Raw genomic sequence first — 17,182 nt, 5'->3', positions numbered from 1 at the left:
ACCTAATCCACAACTTGCGGTTTGACCGGATATCACTAACTGAAACTTATCCCCACATCATGTTAATAAGTGTGACCAGCCAGTTCACCAGTATATGACATCCCATTGCGGTACTCAGTTGTTTTGTTTTGAGTACTAACCATGAAAAACCGCACCCTGTAATGAAGATGCCCACCGTACTGGCTAACTGATAACCATGGCCGAGTGCGAATACTGCGTTTGTCAGTATAATCGCGCCCAATACTGGCAAGTATCGTCGCAGCGTATTTTGAACAATTCCACGGAAAAGTAATTCTTCGAGTACGGGGCTAACGATGTTTGTGCACACTAATGTTAATAACCCCAATGGACTGTGGATCAGTGCCATGATTTCATCATTTTGTGTTTCGGTTGGACTGACTAGCAGACCACTTATCCCCATTTGAATCACCACGACCACCACTGCCACTAAAGCAGTCAGCCCCATCATTGACCAAGAAAAAGGCCCTACCAGGACTGGCATCTCAAAATAATGGTGATAGCAACGTACTAGTACGACCGCAACACCAACGGTTAAAACGACTAATGCTACCCAATGATAACCGACGTTGATTTGTTGCGAGCGTTCACCCCACCAATTCCAATAGCCATCCGCTAACACCGGTAATTGAATGAATATAAATAGCCCTAAACCCGCTAACACATAACCAAATACCCTGATCAATCGAGCAACCATACCAAGCCTCCCAAGTTATCCCCTGTGGATAAACTAATTCTTATGTTTTAATTTTTTATCCACAACGTTAACTCATAGCCGCCAACGCGAAAACTGCCAAATTAGTCCCCATGTGCACCAGAATATTCAGTCTAATATCGCGCTTAGCCAACAAATAAGTTGTCCCCAAGATGCTCCCCATTAACGTATAATAAATCCACGGCTCCCAATTTGCATCAACATGGACACTTGCAAATATTAAGCTATTAATAACAACCGCGATCATCTGATAATTACGGTGATTATACTGATTCGTTAACGCGTAGCTGAAAAAGATACCGCGAAAAATCAATTCCTCACAGATGGGGGAAAATATCACGACCGAAACAATCATGGGAAGCGGTGCTTCACCGAGCATCCATGCCAACGACCTGGAATTGCTGGTCTCGGGAATATTTAGCATCGCGCTCAATTTAAGATCAACAATAATGAGCACGACCATTGTCAGCATCGCAACAATCACAGTCCTAATTGTGCATAAATCGGGATATTTATTAATCACACCAAGAGTCAGGTATATCTGCAGATTCTACCATGAAGATTTTTTACGAGAACGTTGTAGACGTTTACGCTTGGAATGCGAAAAGCTCTGCCCTTCCCCTTTTCTATTAATATCTAGCCTTGAAACCAAAACACTAAGCACTAGTACATCAAAAATCCAGTATTCTACACAACTTATCATCAAAATTTTCATTGTATTTGGTTTCAAGTACTTAGACGCATCTCCTTTTTTTACATTAGAATCTTCAAAGCTCCAAGTAGTAAGCTCTTGCACCCCTTTTAAAGTCATCTGTAAACTGATATTCAACATTTCATTATTTGAAATTGCTGAACTTGTTTTCGTCGTATGTTCCTGTTTTTTATTGTAAATATATGTTTGATAAAACTCAGTATTTTCGGTCTCCTCCATTGTGCAACCAACAACAAAAGAAAAAAGTATTAATATTACTGCCGAAACCACACATAGAACTGATAAATGAGTCTTGTCTTTCAAAACTAGCTTGTACCAGACCATAAAAATAGCAATAAGAAAAACATCCAAATAAATAAAAATAGCAGTAACTTGTGCACTATTTTTCCAAAGATTAGTTAATAGCAAGAGTAAAAACCAGAAACTAAAAAGTACCCCTATTAAAAAACAAAAGAGAAAAGCTATCTTCTTAAAATAAATGTTTTTCAAGTCTATTAATGAATACTTTAGTGATTTCACGAACGACAAAAACACTTGATAAACCCAAATAAAAAGTATTATGGACTTGCTAATAATATGTATAAGTGTTCCTGTGATACATTTAGGCAATATAATAAGTGAGATAAGTAACACAATAGCGAACAGTTTTGCTCTAACCAGAGGCAGCCTCCAAATCAAGCGACCAAGGCTATTCATTTTATGTCTTTCCTTACTCATCATCTCAAAGAAAGTATCATAATCAAAACATTCATTTGAAATGATAGCGGATATAATGAGTAACAAAAGTAACGAAATATAAAATAAAAAATTTACCAATTGCATATTCTCCTCAAGAGTTACTGTCAATGATACAGGTATAGGTTCTTTTCTTAGGTAAAAAATCTTACCTGCATTTGCACTAGTTTCTCAAAAGCTCTTCTATTCAAGCATTTAAAAAACTAGTCGTCAACAATTTAACTATTTGATAAAAGACAGATCTCCTTATTTTCTACATATTAATTATTTAACAAAACATACTATACTTAAAGTATATTCAAATCATGTTAGTGTGTTATAAATTATAAAACACTTCATTCAGAAATCATTCCACACCTCTTCCTAATTCTATCAGCAATTTATTGATAGATTCCGCTCTGATAATTGTGCTGGTTTTATCAAGAAGGATTATTTTGCTTTACAACATAATAATTACGATGGTCTAATAACTACTGTATATATTTTCAGTATTGTTTAAGTATAATTGTAACCTAACTTGTTCAGAAGCTAAATAGAAGACCGGATAATTAATCCTTGATTTTTTCGTCATAGCAAAATGGCCCCATTAATATAGTGGAATCGTCGGATACTCACTTTAAAAGCTACGTTAAGTCGGGTGAATAGTACGATAATAAATTTAAAAATGATTTTTTTAGAATTGTAGTGTATCTTAATAAATGTACTTAAATTAAGGAACGCATATTATGAAAATTAACTGTTTCAAATAAATTTGGCGAAATTAACTGCTGATCCCAGAAAGAATATTTCTGGTGGCTGCCAGAGTCGTAAGAATGTCGTTGAATACGTGTTTGAATCGGTCACACGCACTATAACTGATGTCTCGGGGGATTATAATAGATGATAGAAATTGATTTCAAAAGAAGATATTACCCGCTAGTATTAGTGCTCTTTGTGGCTGGTTATATGGGTGCGATTTTCCTTAATATTTATTTTGATTGGTTAGCAATGCTTACAGCTGGAATAATTAGTTTAGTAATGCTATATGGTTTTTCTAACTTAAAACTATTTTTTCAACCGTTACCCTCGCCAAAGTGGCGTATAGTGGTTAAGTATGTGCTTTTATTGTTTATTCTGGAAGTCATTGCGATTGTGGTTATAGCTATTATTAATTCGCATGCTTTATTGTCATTTCACAATACAACATTGACAACTAGTTTAACTGGACGAGATTATCCTTTAATTGAAAGAGTATGGATAGCCTTCACGCTGCTAGTATCACTAGTTGGTGAGGAAGTCGGAATGGCCTCTATTTCAATTCCGTTGATTCGATTATTATCACAAACCAAGCTCAAAAAATTTGCGTGGCCGATTATCAATATATTGGGATGCATCGTATTTGCATGTTTGCACCTTCCACATTATCATTTCAACTGGATTTATCCCTTAATCGTCGGTATTACGCGTTATCCAATAACTGCTTCATGGCGATCTGCCAATACTTTACGGAGCGGCATCTATGTCCATTGGATCTCAGACGCCGTTTTAATTATTGGCACATTAATTTAAATATAAAAGGTAAGGCACACGTTAATGCTCAATAAAACAATAAACATCATTAAGAAATACCCAGTGAGAAGCTTGCTGGTAGTGCTTATTGTAGTTTTCGCAATCTATGTGATTAGTGATGGGGCTGCTGGGCGATAGCACATTATAAATACGAGTGAATTTGTATGCCTTTCTGTCAAAATGACAAATGAGATAATATAATTTTTCAATTTTTGCTTAAACGGCTCCACTGTGGCAGTTACCACGGTGGAGCCGTTTTTCATAGTAATATCAACAACCAGTAAATAATGAAGTATTGCACTCTCGTAATACCGATTAGCGCGACAAATAGCGCTCTCAGCGCAATCATCGTCCTCACACGAGATCATACCGGCACCGACCAAATAATTACTATGACGATTGAACTCGTTTAGCTTCGAATCCAGTCTACAACCCCACAACTTAGTTAACACACCTCATGGCAACGATTGCCAGCCCTCATTGAACATTATATTTAAACCTACACCAACGAGGAATAATGCCCCAGAATTGTCAAATGAAGTGCAGTACTAAAGAATTGAAGATAAACTCTCATTAGTGCTGCACTTAGGTTCATGTTATTTTTTATCGATGTTATTTTTAGCGAATGGATGAGTAGTTGGACTAAAAGAAATTACAGCTACTATAATTCCCAAATTTCCCAAAATGTTTTCTTCTAATAAATATGCAAGACAGAAAAATAAAAATGCTATATAGTACCATTTGTCATAGCTTTTAGGATATTTGGGCCTGGGCCTAGGTATAGCTAGCAATGCAAAGGCATATGCTAGCCATATCATGTCTTTATCTACCCGAAACATTAAAAGAACAAACAAAAGAGAAATTAAAAGCGCACAGCCTTTGAATAATGTATTTTTCTTCAGGTTAATCACCCACCTTAACAACTGTATTTAACCATAAAAAGGCTAGTAGCCATAACCTTTTTTCTTGCGTTTTTTAATTCCACTTGAGATTTGATCTGAATGGGACCATGCATCACCAGCAAGAAAGCCTAAACCGCCCACAATCCATTGCCCAATCCCACCGTTAACTTTAGAAAGCTCATTTTTTTGCAATGCCTGAAAATTATTAATATTTTTCATTTTAATCACCTTTTCCTATATTTATATTTCATCAATTTGATTTAAAAATCCGGATTCTTTAAAAATATTTAACGATAAAATCAGTTTACTTTTGTTGCTTATCAATTCAATATTAATTGCTTTCTATGCTCTTAATATAACACCCACCCGACCTATCGAACGATATTTTTACAAACGTCATATTTTTAGCTATTATCATACAATAATTCACCGATACCACGAAAATAGCCGTTTAGTCGACAACCACCACGACAATAAGTCAACATGCTAATACAACACCCTCACGCCTCGTTCAAATCTATCAGACTAAAAAAACGCCGTAGTCCCATACTACGGCGTCCAAGCGGTCCTTAACTTCCGCCCAATCTATGTGGTTAATGTTCTTCTATGATGCTATGTGTTGCGGTCACCTGACCGGCGCGATGAATGGCATTCTTTAAGACGAATGGTGCAATCATCGTCACCACAATGATGACCAAAATAATATCCGAATAGTAATCGTTTGATAGTAAGTGCGCTGAAAACCCAATTTGCGCCGTTATCAATGCCATTTCACCACGCGAGATCATACCGGCACCGACTAAGTAATTACTATGGCGACTGAACCCATTTAACTTCGCGCCCAGTCCACAACCCCACAACTTAGTTAACACACCGAGCACCGTCATGACCACGATAAACGGTAGCGATTGCCAGACCCCTTTGAACGTCATATTTAAACCCACACTGACGAAGAATAATGGAATAAACGTCGTGTAGCCCACTGGTTCAATACTAACGTCCACCACGTGTTGGTAATCAGTTTGTGCAATTGCGACTCCGGCGAAGAAAGCACCTATAGCACCACTCAAGCCCACTAGTTCTGCCAACCATGCCAACGCTAAACAAATAATAATCGCCATAATAGTTGGGCTGGCAGCCATCAACAGATGATCACTCAAGCGCATCAGATACGGGGCAACCCACTTAATCACGATGAAGACCCCTATGAAGAAGCCAACCTGTTCCAAGAGCACGATACCGAGATTAGTCTGGGCAACACCACTCTGACCACCCATCATCGCAATCATGATACTCAACAGAATCACCCCGATAATGTCGTCAGCGACCGCGGCCCCTAGAATCGTGGCTCCTTCCTTAGTATCCAACACTTTAAATTCCTTTAGTACCTCCACGGAAATCGAAACCGACGTGGCTGAAAAGATGACACCGATAAACAGTGATTCAAACCAGCTAAACTGAAAGAAGCGACTCGCAAGCCCCATAATAACGACTGGAAAGATCACTCCAATAATAGCCACGATAATGGCAGGGCGTAAATACTTACGTAAAAGTGCTAAGTTGCTTTCCAGTCCACCGATGAACATCAGTACCACGACCCCAATATCTGAGAACGTTTGAACTAAAGTCGTTAAATGGACCCAGTTAAGTAGTGCCGGCCCTAATATCACCCCGACCAGAATCTCACCAATCACGGCAGGAATCCCCGCACGGTGAGCAAAGTGCCCAGCGAGGGTTGTCGCCAAAATCAACAAACAAAGTATTCCCAAAAAATCCATGTGCTCACCCATCCATCAAAAGTCTTACCATCTATCATACACCTTTAGTCCTGGCTCATCTTGTAGGCATGGGCGTTCTGGAAGCGGCGCGCATAGTGCCAGCCCAAGCCGATCAGTAGACCAATAATGGCGGGAAGTGCCCAATCAAATCCTAGTTTAGCTAATGGTAAGTAGCGTTGATCCCATGCAAGAATCGTTTGAACCCATCCTAACCGAGTAATCAGGGCTGGTGCAGCACCTAGACCATCAATGAACGCTGGAATCAAAGTTAACGCCGTCGTCCATCGATAAACGAGCGGATCACAATGAAATAGCGGTGAGGCAATTGCTAAGATAATCAGTGTAATCGCCAACGGATACAGGAACATCAGCATCGGCGTCGACCATGCAATAATTTGATCCAACCCAATATTAGCGATGAGAAATGAGGCCCCACAGGCCAAGCGGTTCCAAGCGCGATAACTGATTTTAGGAAATTTAGCGTGCAAGGCTTCCGCAAATGACGTCGCCAAACCCACTGCCGTTGTCAGACACGTCAAGGTCGCCATAATTGCTAAAACAATCGCACCCGGCGTGCCCATAAAAGCATTGGCAATCTGACCAAAGGCAATGCCACCATCCGCAGACAACTTAAATTGCGATAACGACGTCGCGCCAATCCAGATCAGGCCAAGATAAATGACTGCTTCTAAACTAATACTCAACAAACTAGACTTGGCGGCCGTCTTAGCAATCGCTCCGGCATCCCGTTGACCAAGGCCCCGAATCGTGGTGACAACTGCAATTCCGAACAACAAGGCAGCTAACGCATCCATCGTATTATACCCTTGCAAAAAGCCGTTCAAGAACGCGCCGTGTTGGTAGGCCGCGGTCGGTGTCGCATTCGTGGTCCCTAACGGCCGGCTGAAGGCAATCCCAAAAATTAAGGCGAGCAAAATCAGAAAAGCTGGGTTTAACAATTTACCGATCGTATCGACGATCCGGGTGGGCCTACGAGCTGCCCAGTAAGTGATACTGAAGAAAATCAATGAGTAAGCTAATAAATACCACGGTGCCTGTGCCGAACTCACATGACTAGCAATACCAATTTGAAACGGCGTAGTGGCTGTCCGCGGCGTCGCGAACAAGGGGCCCAAAGTCGCACAAGTCAGTACCATAAAAATCGTCGCGTAGCGTTTGCCAATTGGCCGCGCTAGCTCATAAATCCCACTACTGTGCGTCACACTGATGGCGATAATTCCTAACAGTGGCAATAGTGTCCCTGTCAGCAAGAATCCCCAACCAGCTGTCAACCAATTGGCCCCCGCCAGCTGTCCTAAGTGAATTGGGAAAATCAAGTTGCCAGCCCCAAAAAACATCCCAAAGAGCATTGATCCAATAATGATGTAATGTTTGATTGTTAATTTTCGCGTTATTTGCATCGTCGTCTCTCCTCCGTTAAGCGTCGTTCTCATCAACCAGTTTGAACAATCACTAGTAAGAGCACTCGATACAAACCACCATCACTACTTGTTAAGCGCATTGTCCCCATCCTCTCAAAACTGCCATGAGACTAAAAAAGCGTCCTTACAAAATCAATTAATGATTTTGTAAGGACGCTAACGCGTGGTACCACCTTAATTCGTCACGAACCGCAGCTCGTCACCTTTGCGCGTACGGCCAATTGATAACACTGATGACGGGTTTCCCCAAACAGTAATGTTAACTGACGATACGTTGGCCCGTTAATGGGGGCACCCAGCTAACACTCCAGCTCGTCGCATTAGCAGTTCTCAGGCTACTTTCCAGCCAGGCTCACCACCGCTTCACACCATCCAGCGGCTCGCTTAAGATTACCCTGACTTTACTCTCCTGATCATCACGTTTAGTCTCATTTATTTTTAATATTTGCAATCATAAACTCATTGCGTAGTCTTGTCAACTGTTTCTCTAAAAATAATCATCCGAGTTAATCCGATAATGCCCACTGCCGAATCGCAGCTGCGACCCCGTTCGCATCATTAGTAGCCGTCACGTGATCAGCGTGTGCCTTAGCAATATCACTGCCATTGCCCATCGCGACAGCTGTTCCAGCGAAAGCAAACATTGGCAGATCATTCTGTTCGTCTCCCAGTGCCATCACTTCGTCCGGTTGTATTTCCAGAGCTGCCGCTAAATCCTGAACTGCCTGCCCCTTGTTGACACCAGTATGCATCAGTTCCAAGAAGTTAGTTGCCGCACGTACCACGTACAGGTCCCTACCAAAAGTCGTCTTAACTTGCGCTTCTACGGCATCGAGTTGCGGGCCTTCACCTACAAAGACCCCCTTGGCAATTTGAAAATCAGCTGGTAAATCGTCAGGGTCTCGAATCAACAGCCCAGCTTTGTTTTCCCACGCCTGTACAACTGTGACCCAGTTAACATCGCGGTCAGCTGTATAGATCGTACTGTCCGCATCGAGCACGTTAAAGGGCACGTGATGTTGTTTTCCAAACGCGGTTAATTGCCGATAGTGCGCATTATCCACTAAATGTTTGGCGACGATCCGGCCAGCAATGCTCTCGATTACAGCACCGTTATACGTAATCACGTACTGGTCATCACCAGCAAGGCCTAACGCATCTAAATAATGTTGCGCCCCAGCAAGTGGCCGGCCGGTACACAAAACCACCTTAATCCCTTGGTCGTGGGCTTCCTTAACTGCCGCAATCGTACTTGGTAATAATTGCCCCTTTGAATCCAGAAGCGTGTCATCAATATCAATCGCAATTAATTTAATTGTCATGGGTTTTCGTTCCTTTCAACTGCGAATACGGTTACAATTAAGTCATGCCACCGCTCATCGCGAACTATAATTCTAATATAGCATAGCGCGTCAGCCATCAAGGTTGATTTTTGAAAGGAAGCGGTGCGATTTTACAAAATCTTGAAGCGAGGTTTAGTGATGAAAATCTTACACGAGACGGTCCAGACAATTCCCCGCCTCCCCTTTAAATATTACGAACATGATCCATTGACTGATATCAACGTTGCCCCACACTGGCACCAAGGGATTGAGTTAAATTATCTCGTCAGCGGTACGACCTTAAAATTCGTCACCGATGGACAGACGAATGAATATCGGCCTGGTGACCTTTGGACTACTAATCGACGCGTGGTTCACAGCGCTAGTGGGCCCACCGAAGTTGACTGGGTAGAGTTCGGCCTCATCATTGACGACGATTTCTTACAAACTCAAATTCCGGCAAGTGCGAACTGGCAATTGACATTGAACGGCGCGGCCTCATCGAAAACTCACCCGCAAGCCTACGCCGATGTCCGCCAACAATTAGTCACGATTCACGACCTGTTGACGACCCCCACGACCGATCTACTGAGATTACAAATCCTCAGCCACTTTTACCAGTTACTTGTCACTCTGGGGCAAACGTTTACCGTTCCTCTGACTGCAACAACGGTCAGCCCTAACTTGACATTAACGGATACGGTCATGACTGCCATCAATCAACATTACGCTGAGCCCATCGATGGTAATACCCTTGCCGAGCAATTTCACGTTTCGTTGACCACTTTGAATCAGCAATTCAATGCAAACGTCCAACTATCCGTTAACCGATACTTACGACTGATCCGATTGATGAACGCCCGTCGCCTCCTGTTAGAGACCGACCATAAGATTGAATATATTGCCATGCAATGCGGCTTTCCGAATAGTAAGACGTTCAATCGGAATTTTAAATCTTGGAAGGGTATGACGCCTACCGACTATCGCCAAGCCTATGCCCGCTATCACCGAATTGATACTAGTTGCCTCTAAAAATGTCCCTTCGTGGTCTGAATTTCGTGGTAAGCTACGGCTATCAATTAAACGACGGGAGATTTTAACCATGATTAAATTAATGGCAACTGATATGGATGGCAGCTTTTTGCGTGACGATATGACTTACGATGAAGCTCAATTTGCACTGCTTTATCAACAATTACAACTACGGGGCGTACGGTTCGTGATTGCAAGCGGCAATCAATATTTCCAACTCAAGTCCTTCTTCAAGGACTATCCTGAGATGATCTACCTTGCTGAAAATGGGGCTTATATCCGCGATGCCGACCACGTTTACGCACTTAACGCCTTTCAGCCAGACGCAATCCAGACGATTCTGAATAAGATTCAAACCATCCCGGATTTAAAGCTACTGGTTTGCGGTGCCAAAAGTGCCTACACCCTAACGACCACTAATCCTGAGCACGTGGCACAAATGCGACATTATTATCATCACTTAGCCGTCGTTGAAAGTTACGACCAGCTTGATGATGACATTATGAAGTTCGCCATCACATGTCCACCAGAACGCACCACAGCGATTGTGACGCAACTACGCGAGTTACTGACGGATGTCGCCGAACCAACCAGCAGTGGTCACGGCGACATCGACATTATCCAACCCGGCATGAATAAGGCGGCTGGCTTAGCGCAACTCGGACAGGTTCTCGGAATCGACCTCGCTGACATGGCTGCATTTGGCGATGGGGGCAATGACCTAGAAATGCTCCGGGAGGTCGGCTGCGGCGTTGCCATGGCGAATGCTCAACCAGCCGTGACAGCCGTAGCCAACGCCACGACAGGTACAAACCAAGAACAAGGCGTCTTACAGTGGATCAAAAACTGGTTGGAGGCGTAAGCCATGCAGCCACGGTTGACCACCACCATCAGTATTCTTAGCCTCTCCACTGTAACAGGCATCACTACCGTTATTACAGGAATCATTCCCCAGCTCAAACGGACCTTTCCCACCGTCCCGACTACGCTGATTGAATGGCTCGTCACCATCGCCAACTGTAGCGCATTGATTACTTTGTTACTCAACCCCCGATTAACAAGCCGGTGGGGATTACGGCCAATCGTGATTAGTGGACTCTTGATCAGCGCCATCATGGGACTGATTCCCGCTATCACGACTAACTTTACCGTAATCATGGTCAGTCGGCTCGGATTAGGATTAGGCGTCGGCCTCTTTTCACCACATGCCATCAGTTTGTTGACCCACAGCTTTACCGGTGATTTACGGGCCCGACTGTTAGGTTACCAGACGGGCCTCTCAGCCCTAGGTAACGCGATATTGCTAGGATTAGCAGGCCTGCTGATCAGTCTCAGTTGGCATGCCGTCTTTTGGCTATACGGGCTACTGGTGATTGTTGCTGGGGGCGTGGCGTGGTTCGTACCGGAACCCACTGTTCCATCAACAACGACTAATCACGCACGCACTGAAAAGACACAACTACCACGGCACCAGTGGACGTTACTAGGACTTACCTTTATCACCTATCTACTCATCTGGGGCGTTCAATTAAAGCTGCCGAGTTACTTTAGCGCCCGTCATTTTGGTAACGCTGCCACTATCAACTTAACCTTAGCAGCCATGAACATCGGTGGCTTGCTGGCTGGTCTCACCTTTGGCTATCTATACCGCTATTTACACCGGTTCACCTTAACCTTAGGCTATGCCGGAGCAGCTATTTCAGTCTTAGTATTATGGTTGGCACCCAATGCAACTGTGGCTATTGGCGCTGCCGTATTTTTCAACTTTATTTACTCGTACACCGGGCCATATTTGGTCTTCACTAGCAATACTGGCCTGGATACCATTCAAGTCAACGTCCTGAGTAGCTACCTGACGATTGCCACCATTATCAGCGCTTTCTTTGCGCCACTGGTCTGGAACAGTCTCGGCCAACTTGGGCCGCAGACGCTCACCGCCAACGTTCTCATTTGGATTATGCTCATTTTAGGTGGCTTAGCCTTGATTACCGGCAGCCATCATCCACGAAAGGAAGTTTAATTAATGACCAATAATAACGATCGTCTTCATACTGGCGAACTCTACTTACCTAACGACCCTGAACTTGAAAAACGCCAATTTGGCTATCTCGATCAGCTCTATGATTTCAACCAAACTCGGCCCAGCGAACTAACCAAGCGCCAAATTCTACTTAGCAAGATGTTCGCAGAAATCGGCCCGAAGTGTTACATCGAACCACCGTTTCACAGTAACTTTGGTGGGCACCATGTTCACTTTGGCAAGGGGGTTTACGCCAATTTTAACCTAACACTGGTAGATGATACCCATATTTACGTTGGCGACTATACGATGTTCGGCCCCAACGTGACAATTGCAACCGCGAGCCATCCGATTTTGCCATCATTGCGCGAACAAGCTTATCAGTACAATATGCCAGTTCATATCGGCCGTAACTGTTGGTTCGGCGCAGGTGCCATCGTACTACCCGGTATTACGATTGGCGACAATGTCGTCGTTGGCGCTGGTAGCATCGTGACCAAAGACTTACCCGATAACGTCGTCGCCGTGGGGAATCCCGCCCATATCTTGCGACACATTAATGATCACGACCGTCAGTACTACTTTAAAGACCGCCAGATTGATCCTAGCTTGTTAAATTAGTGGTTTCAAAAAATCAGTTCATCGCATTCTCTGCCTTTATCACGGCAGAATACGACGGACTGATTTTTAATATGCGTCAAAATAATTAATTCTCGTTTATTTGATAACTGCTATCCTCAACAACATAGCCTTAAGTTTAGAACAGCCATTACGCCGCCTCGCTCTGTTTTCCGGCAATTCGTGGCAATTTCAGCACTGCTCTTAGATGTTTTTTTGGAAAAGCCTTGATTGCTGCATTAATTAGATAGATTTTAGTATCCATCACTTGTAAGTATCTAAGAAGCCCAAAACGCGTGCTTCATCAGCGCTCTGAGCCTTTAACCAACTTATTTTGTTTGCTTTTGCTTATTGCATCGTTGTCGTCCCCAAACAAACAACAGGACATAGATAACGGTAATCACCAAATTACTAACTAAACTGGTTATCAGTTCTCGAACGCCTTCACCCAGTACTAACACAAAGACTAATCGGACGATAAAATACCCAACTGGTATAACACTACCGACTATATTCGACTTGTTACGCTTCCCTAAAATATAGCTCCAATAACCCAAGCCAATCGTGATTACCGCCGTAATCAATCCAATTACAATAAATACCAGCATGTATTATTTCCTCTCTCATAACTCAACTTGTCTAAGATTTTCTATAAAATAACCGAACCTACTGTCTGATTCTTGATTGTTTTATTCTTCATTATCAAGTATAAAGAATATTTTCTTCTCCCCCATATAAAATTCAAAACTACTATTGCTAGTAATGACAGCCTCATATTCGAACTCATATATGTTAATAATAGGGTTAGCTTTGGATATGCTTCCATATAAAAATAAAATCACCGTTTTGAATATCATTGTTATAGAAGTAACTGTTACATTTACAATGTTCCTACTAACTGAATTGATTTTAATTTCAATAAAAAGATTATTCCTTATTAATAAATCTATTCAAGATGCTTTGAATCACCAACCACAGCAAATATCTGGTTATCAAGCAGGCATAGATATTCTACCAAGTCTTGATTAAATCGATCATTGTTTAAGAATAGGTCGAGCGTTCGCCCTCCAAAGATGCTAGCAGTTTTGTTCCAGCTTTCCTACATTTGTTCCATTCACTAGCATCTTTAAGTGCTTCTTCACACCAAAGCGCCTTATTCTTACTCATATCCTCTAATTTTTCATCAATGCTCAGGAACTGCTAATACTGTTTTGTAGTTATCCAAGCATTTTCAAATAATTTCTTTGCATAATTTAATGTAATATCAGAAAAATCCGAAGCTAGTTCATCAGCGACCGAAAAACCTTTTAATTGTTTTATCTGATTCTCTAGAGACATTGAAAACTCTTGAAGATTCTCGATAACCCTGTCATATAACATTGTTAACTTTTCTACGTCTTCAGTCATCATTTCACAACCTTCCCATTCGTATAAATCCTAATAATTCCATGTTCTGGAGAAGAAACTTTATAATAAGGTGAATCGCCATGGTGACCACCAGGGTGATATTGAATATACCTTGAGCTTCCTTTAATTTCTTCTGGAGGATTCATACTAAATCTTCTACCATTATTTTATTTTTCGCGACTTTACTTAAGAAGTAACCAATATTCAGCAATCATCCACTTTGTGCGCTCTTACTCAACACAAGAATATGGTACCAACGAGAACTAGAATCAATTAATTGGGGAGCTCATACTCAAAGATTATTCGTTGTTTTCTGACCATTATTAGTTCTCAAGCTATCCTAAACACCTCGAGCCAGTAGCTACATCAAATTCTTAGTTACTAATTAGCAATAAGATTGCTACCAGACTTTGATTAACTAGATTACTTGCTTAGTCTGAAAGTTTGTACTTAATCCGGCAGTTCAGGATACCTATAAAGGAGATGTTTTCAATATTTCACTAATTTCTATTTCTCCAGCTTTCTTATAGTTTTCACCTACTATACTTAACAGACTTAATTTTTTATCAAAAATAATTTTTCTTTGACTTTGATTTGGTAAAATATGCGTTCTCATATATCCTATTGCTAACGTATCTGTAATAGAACTAATAACCCAATATGTTATTTCAAAAAGATTATCGGTCACATTATGCTTATTTTCTGTTCCTCGCTCACTATACACAAAATGGTATCGCTGACCATCCGAATAAATATAAAAACCATCTTCACTTCCATGCTTGTTTTCCAAGAAATTGTATTCTTTAATATTAATATTTCCCAGCCTGGAAACTCTTTCTAATATGTAAATTTTCAAATCTTCTGTTGATAGTTTAAACATTACACCCCTCCTATTTTGTTATTAACTCAATATATCCTCCCTTAACAAGTTCTTCAATAGACATAGAAAGTTTGCTTTAAATTCCCCCACTTGGCATACCAAACCAAGGCACAACTTTTGCTCGTTCAACATTTGGAATTTTCTTAATTACTCTATATACAGAGGTATCTGTCCCAGGTTTCAGAGAAAGTTTTTCTGAAGGCGTCCCAGTCGTCCCCGACATAGATAACGGTAATCACTAAATTACCGACTAAACTGGTTATCAGTTCTCGAATGCCGTCATCGAGTACCAGTGCAAAGACTAACCGGACGATAAAATACCAACACGTGTTGTTTTCTCCCACACAACTCAACCAATCTAAACTTTTCTATAAAATAACCGATACTCGGTAATTAGTCCTCGTCGAATATCGGTTTAGTCCACATTACTTATTAGCCAGGCACTTCCCCCAAGCAGATAAACCATAGTAAGCCAAACTGAATAACAAGCTACCAACTAATGACGATACTAGGCCATGTGTCGTAGTTTGTATCATCACAGCTAAGATTGCTCGAACGGCAAAGTAAGCTACTGGAATAATGACATCTACTAAATTAGTTTGGGTCCTTTTTCTCAACCAATAACTCCATAATCCTAATCCCAGCGTAATTCCTATGATGACTGCTCAAATAATGATAATCATTGTCATTTTTTACTATTTTCGAATACCTTTACGAGGTCCAACATCACCTTTTCCATTGCCATACCCATCACTGTCTTATCCAGCAAATCATGGATATGGTCCAGAACATTTAAAAGCTGCAAATTTCGATAATAGCTAAGAATTTTCAGACTTGTCATAAGTGATTAGCACAATGGTATACCATACTAATCGTGAAACACGGGACTAACCAAAGCCACAGTTGAACCAGAAACTCATACCCAAGGACCAATCGATGCGCTCCTGAACCATCACTGGTCTTCAAGTTATCCAAAACCATCTGGAATGGGCTAATCAGCTAAAATCCTGATTAAGAACGAGTTGAAAGTATTGTACTTGATTTAATAACTCAGTGATTCCTGTTTTTAAAATGGATCTTTATTTATTATTTCAACTTTAAGACCTTTACTAGCAATAATTATTGGTGCTGTGTCAAAATCTTCAGCATTAATCTTAAATATATAATTTCCTCCTTCTACTTGGTATTTATCGATAATTTCCCACATTTCTTTACCTGCCGCCAACTCTATAAATGGCTTAGAATTATTTAAGTTCCAATACAGCAAACTAGACAGATAATAAGGTTTCCCGAAATCAATGTTAATGGCAAGCTCATCATATGAAGTATCTATTCTACCTGCTACAACAATATCTCCACCATCCACACTAGCAAATTCAAAATCCATCCATAAACATTTTTTTAAATAATTGTTAACCTTTAATATTTCTGAATTGATTTCTTCTATATTCATATTTCTCTACTCTTTCTCTATTTACCGACAGGGATATGGGTATTCTTAGCAGCTTTAGGATTAAATCTGAACTAGACTACCACCTTTATTGAACTTTATTTAGTACGCTCTCATACCACCAATTCTCATCAACATCCATATGTTCTACCTCACTTCTTTGCTTTCCTGAGACAGGCACAGAGTTCAGGGATGTCCAAGCCACACCTGCTAAGCATAAACACTTCTTACCGGTAACGGCAACTTTCCCCGTAATCATGGTATAAATATCATTATACCTAACTAGATTCGTCAAAAACGAAATAATGCCTTTATTAATACCTGCAATAGTCTAAAAAGTCCAGCACGCGTAATTTCATCAACATTCTGGATCTTCAGCCGACCTATTTTGTTTGCTTTTGCTTATTGAATCGTTGTCGTCCCCCCAACAAACAGTAGGGCATAAACAACGGTAATCACAATAAATACCAACATATGTCGTTCCTACCCTCATAACTCAACTTGTCTAAACTTTTCTATAAAATAACCGATACTCGGCAATTAATCCTTGACCTATACCCCCAAAGTTAAAGTAAAAGCTTTAGCTTTGGAGGTATTTTTTAT

The 17,182-nt window shown here is 41.2% G+C and carries 19 protein-coding genes and 1 other annotated feature; of the genes, 6 read left to right on the top strand and 13 right to left on the bottom strand.

What is annotated here, in order from left to right; all coding sequences use genetic code 11:
* Positions 1–46: 46 nt before the first annotated feature.
* From MMY95_RS04405 to MMY95_RS04395, 3 genes are all read right to left on the bottom strand, one after another.
* On the bottom strand, positions 47–715 hold the full coding sequence (locus tag MMY95_RS04405) for a CPBP family intramembrane glutamic endopeptidase (protein WP_053267437.1): 669 nt from the start codon (positions 713–715) through the stop codon (positions 47–49).
* Positions 716–782: 67 nt separating this feature from the next.
* Positions 783–1,205 (bottom strand): CPBP family intramembrane glutamic endopeptidase, encoded by a 423-nt coding sequence (locus MMY95_RS04400; protein WP_241277520.1) that lies wholly within the window; start codon positions 1,203–1,205, stop codon positions 783–785.
* A gap of 78 nt (positions 1,206–1,283) precedes the next feature.
* Positions 1,284–1,934, bottom strand: a complete 651-nt coding sequence (locus MMY95_RS04395) for a hypothetical protein (RefSeq protein ID WP_241277519.1) — start codon at positions 1,932–1,934, stop codon at positions 1,284–1,286.
* A gap of 1,125 nt (positions 1,935–3,059) precedes the next feature.
* On the opposite strand from MMY95_RS04395, the gene MMY95_RS04390 reads away from it, so the two are divergent.
* Positions 3,060–3,728, top strand: coding sequence for a hypothetical protein (locus MMY95_RS04390; protein WP_053267434.1), 669 nt, complete (start codon positions 3,060–3,062; stop codon positions 3,726–3,728).
* Between the two features lie 596 nt (positions 3,729–4,324).
* Here the strand turns inward: MMY95_RS04390 and MMY95_RS04385 are convergent.
* The 5 genes from MMY95_RS04385 to MMY95_RS04365 form a co-directional block, all read right to left on the bottom strand.
* Positions 4,325–4,639 carry a hypothetical protein gene (locus tag MMY95_RS04385; protein WP_046947805.1) on the bottom strand — a complete coding sequence of 105 codons (315 nt, stop codon included), beginning with the start codon at positions 4,637–4,639 and terminating at the stop codon, positions 4,325–4,327.
* Positions 4,640–4,672: 33 nt separating this feature from the next.
* Positions 4,673–4,849, bottom strand: coding sequence for a class IIb bacteriocin, lactobin A/cerein 7B family (locus MMY95_RS04380; protein WP_080371119.1), 177 nt, complete (start codon positions 4,847–4,849; stop codon positions 4,673–4,675).
* A 374-nt stretch (positions 4,850–5,223) separates the two neighbouring features.
* The gene (locus MMY95_RS04375; RefSeq protein WP_011100995.1) at positions 5,224–6,408 is read right to left on the bottom strand and encodes a cation:proton antiporter; all 1,185 of its coding nucleotides are present in this window, start codon (positions 6,406–6,408) and stop codon (positions 5,224–5,226) included.
* A 44-nt stretch (positions 6,409–6,452) separates the two neighbouring features.
* Positions 6,453–7,829 carry a branched-chain amino acid transport system II carrier protein gene (gene brnQ, locus MMY95_RS04370; RefSeq protein ID WP_003643798.1) on the bottom strand — a complete coding sequence of 459 codons (1,377 nt, stop codon included), beginning with the start codon at positions 7,827–7,829 and terminating at the stop codon, positions 6,453–6,455.
* A gap of 167 nt (positions 7,830–7,996) precedes the next feature.
* Positions 7,997–8,276: a binding site (T-box leader), on the bottom strand.
* A gap of 80 nt (positions 8,277–8,356) precedes the next feature.
* Positions 8,357–9,172, bottom strand: a complete 816-nt coding sequence (locus MMY95_RS04365) for a Cof-type HAD-IIB family hydrolase (RefSeq protein ID WP_003641966.1) — start codon at positions 9,170–9,172, stop codon at positions 8,357–8,359.
* A 159-nt stretch (positions 9,173–9,331) separates the two neighbouring features.
* Between MMY95_RS04365 and MMY95_RS04360 the strand changes: the two genes are divergently transcribed.
* The 4 genes from MMY95_RS04360 (at position 9,332) to MMY95_RS04345 (ending at position 12,845) form a co-directional block, all read left to right on the top strand.
* Positions 9,332–10,204, top strand: coding sequence for an AraC family transcriptional regulator (locus MMY95_RS04360; protein WP_015379762.1), 873 nt, complete (start codon positions 9,332–9,334; stop codon positions 10,202–10,204).
* 70 nt (positions 10,205–10,274) lie between these two features.
* Positions 10,275–11,066 (top strand): Cof-type HAD-IIB family hydrolase, encoded by a 792-nt coding sequence (locus MMY95_RS04355; protein ID WP_202861245.1) that lies wholly within the window; start codon positions 10,275–10,277, stop codon positions 11,064–11,066.
* A gap of 3 nt (positions 11,067–11,069) precedes the next feature.
* Positions 11,070–12,224 carry an MFS transporter gene (locus tag MMY95_RS04350; protein WP_024521245.1) on the top strand — a complete coding sequence of 385 codons (1,155 nt, stop codon included), beginning with the start codon at positions 11,070–11,072 and terminating at the stop codon, positions 12,222–12,224.
* Between the two features lie 3 nt (positions 12,225–12,227).
* On the top strand, positions 12,228–12,845 hold the full coding sequence (locus MMY95_RS04345) for a sugar O-acetyltransferase (RefSeq protein WP_003643794.1): 618 nt from the start codon (positions 12,228–12,230) through the stop codon (positions 12,843–12,845).
* A gap of 326 nt (positions 12,846–13,171) precedes the next feature.
* Here the strand turns inward: MMY95_RS04345 and MMY95_RS04340 are convergent, their stop codons facing one another.
* A complete protein-coding gene (locus MMY95_RS04340) occupies positions 13,172–13,450 on the bottom strand; it encodes a hypothetical protein (RefSeq protein ID WP_104795518.1) in 279 nt (92 codons plus the stop codon).
* Positions 13,451–13,631: 181 nt separating this feature from the next.
* On the opposite strand from MMY95_RS04340, the gene MMY95_RS04335 reads away from it, so the two are divergent.
* On the top strand, positions 13,632–13,871 hold the full coding sequence (locus MMY95_RS04335) for a hypothetical protein (RefSeq protein WP_241277518.1): 240 nt from the start codon (positions 13,632–13,634) through the stop codon (positions 13,869–13,871).
* Between the two features lie 171 nt (positions 13,872–14,042).
* Here the strand turns inward: MMY95_RS04335 and MMY95_RS04330 are convergent, their stop codons facing one another.
* From MMY95_RS04330 to MMY95_RS04315, 4 genes are all read right to left on the bottom strand, one after another.
* Positions 14,043–14,252 (bottom strand): hypothetical protein, encoded by a 210-nt coding sequence (locus tag MMY95_RS04330; protein ID WP_053267431.1) that lies wholly within the window; start codon positions 14,250–14,252, stop codon positions 14,043–14,045.
* A 469-nt stretch (positions 14,253–14,721) separates the two neighbouring features.
* Positions 14,722–15,129 carry an immunity 63 family protein gene (locus MMY95_RS04325; RefSeq protein WP_053267430.1) on the bottom strand — a complete coding sequence of 136 codons (408 nt, stop codon included), beginning with the start codon at positions 15,127–15,129 and terminating at the stop codon, positions 14,722–14,724.
* Between the two features lie 425 nt (positions 15,130–15,554).
* Positions 15,555–15,788: a hypothetical protein gene (locus MMY95_RS04320; RefSeq protein ID WP_134795243.1), complete on the bottom strand. Its 234-nt coding sequence runs from the start codon at positions 15,786–15,788 to the stop codon at positions 15,555–15,557.
* A gap of 407 nt (positions 15,789–16,195) precedes the next feature.
* Positions 16,196–16,582 carry a hypothetical protein gene (locus tag MMY95_RS04315; protein ID WP_241277517.1) on the bottom strand — a complete coding sequence of 129 codons (387 nt, stop codon included), beginning with the start codon at positions 16,580–16,582 and terminating at the stop codon, positions 16,196–16,198.
* Positions 16,583–17,182 lie beyond the last annotated feature (600 nt).

Origin of the sequence: Lactiplantibacillus sp. ME-2, assembly GCF_022549155.1 — a bacterium.
GTDB classification, from domain to species: domain Bacteria; phylum Bacillota; class Bacilli; order Lactobacillales; family Lactobacillaceae; genus Lactiplantibacillus; species Lactiplantibacillus plantarum.
The sequence above is the reverse complement of the archived record's forward strand: the minus strand, read 5'-3'. Positions and strand labels throughout refer to the sequence as shown.